General features: G+C 26.1%; 1 protein-coding gene. It reads right to left on the reverse strand.

Features of this window, described 5'->3' with window-relative positions:
• Positions 1–75 precede the first annotated feature (75 nt).
• Complete coding sequence (locus CD172_RS12140; protein WP_103346489.1) at positions 76–396, reverse strand: DUF4889 domain-containing protein; 321 nt, start codon at positions 394–396, stop codon at positions 76–78.
• Positions 397–472: the final 76 nt, after the last annotated feature.

The raw sequence follows: 472 nt of genomic DNA on the forward strand, positions 1-472 counted from the left end.
TCATATTGATTACCACCTTATATATATAATTTTATTAATGTTATTTATTTTCAGTACAGTTTTAATACACTTAGATTATTGAAAGTGTTTTAGTAAATCTTTAGGAACTTCAGATTTTTTGATTTTCGATTGTTCTTTAATGACACCGCCATTATCCGTGAATACAATTTTGACGAAATCGTTTTTTTGTACATTTAAATTGTCATCTTTAGTTAATTGAAAGTTTTCTTTGGTATTATCACTATCGTTAGATACTAAGGTTTTAACTAAACCATTGTCATTACTTACTTGACCGTAGTACACTTCTTCTTTATTGAGGACGTACATGCTTACGAATAAATATGCCAAAATGATTAAAATCAAAATAAATGGTATACCTAATAGTAACTTTTTCATTTTTATTTACCTCCTTGACAATAATATATAATTTATAGATTGTATTGAAACCGGTCCCAAGCCCTATATTTTATTT

The sequence above is a fragment of the Staphylococcus agnetis genome (assembly GCF_002901865.1).
GTDB lineage: Bacteria > Bacillota > Bacilli > Staphylococcales > Staphylococcaceae > Staphylococcus > Staphylococcus agnetis.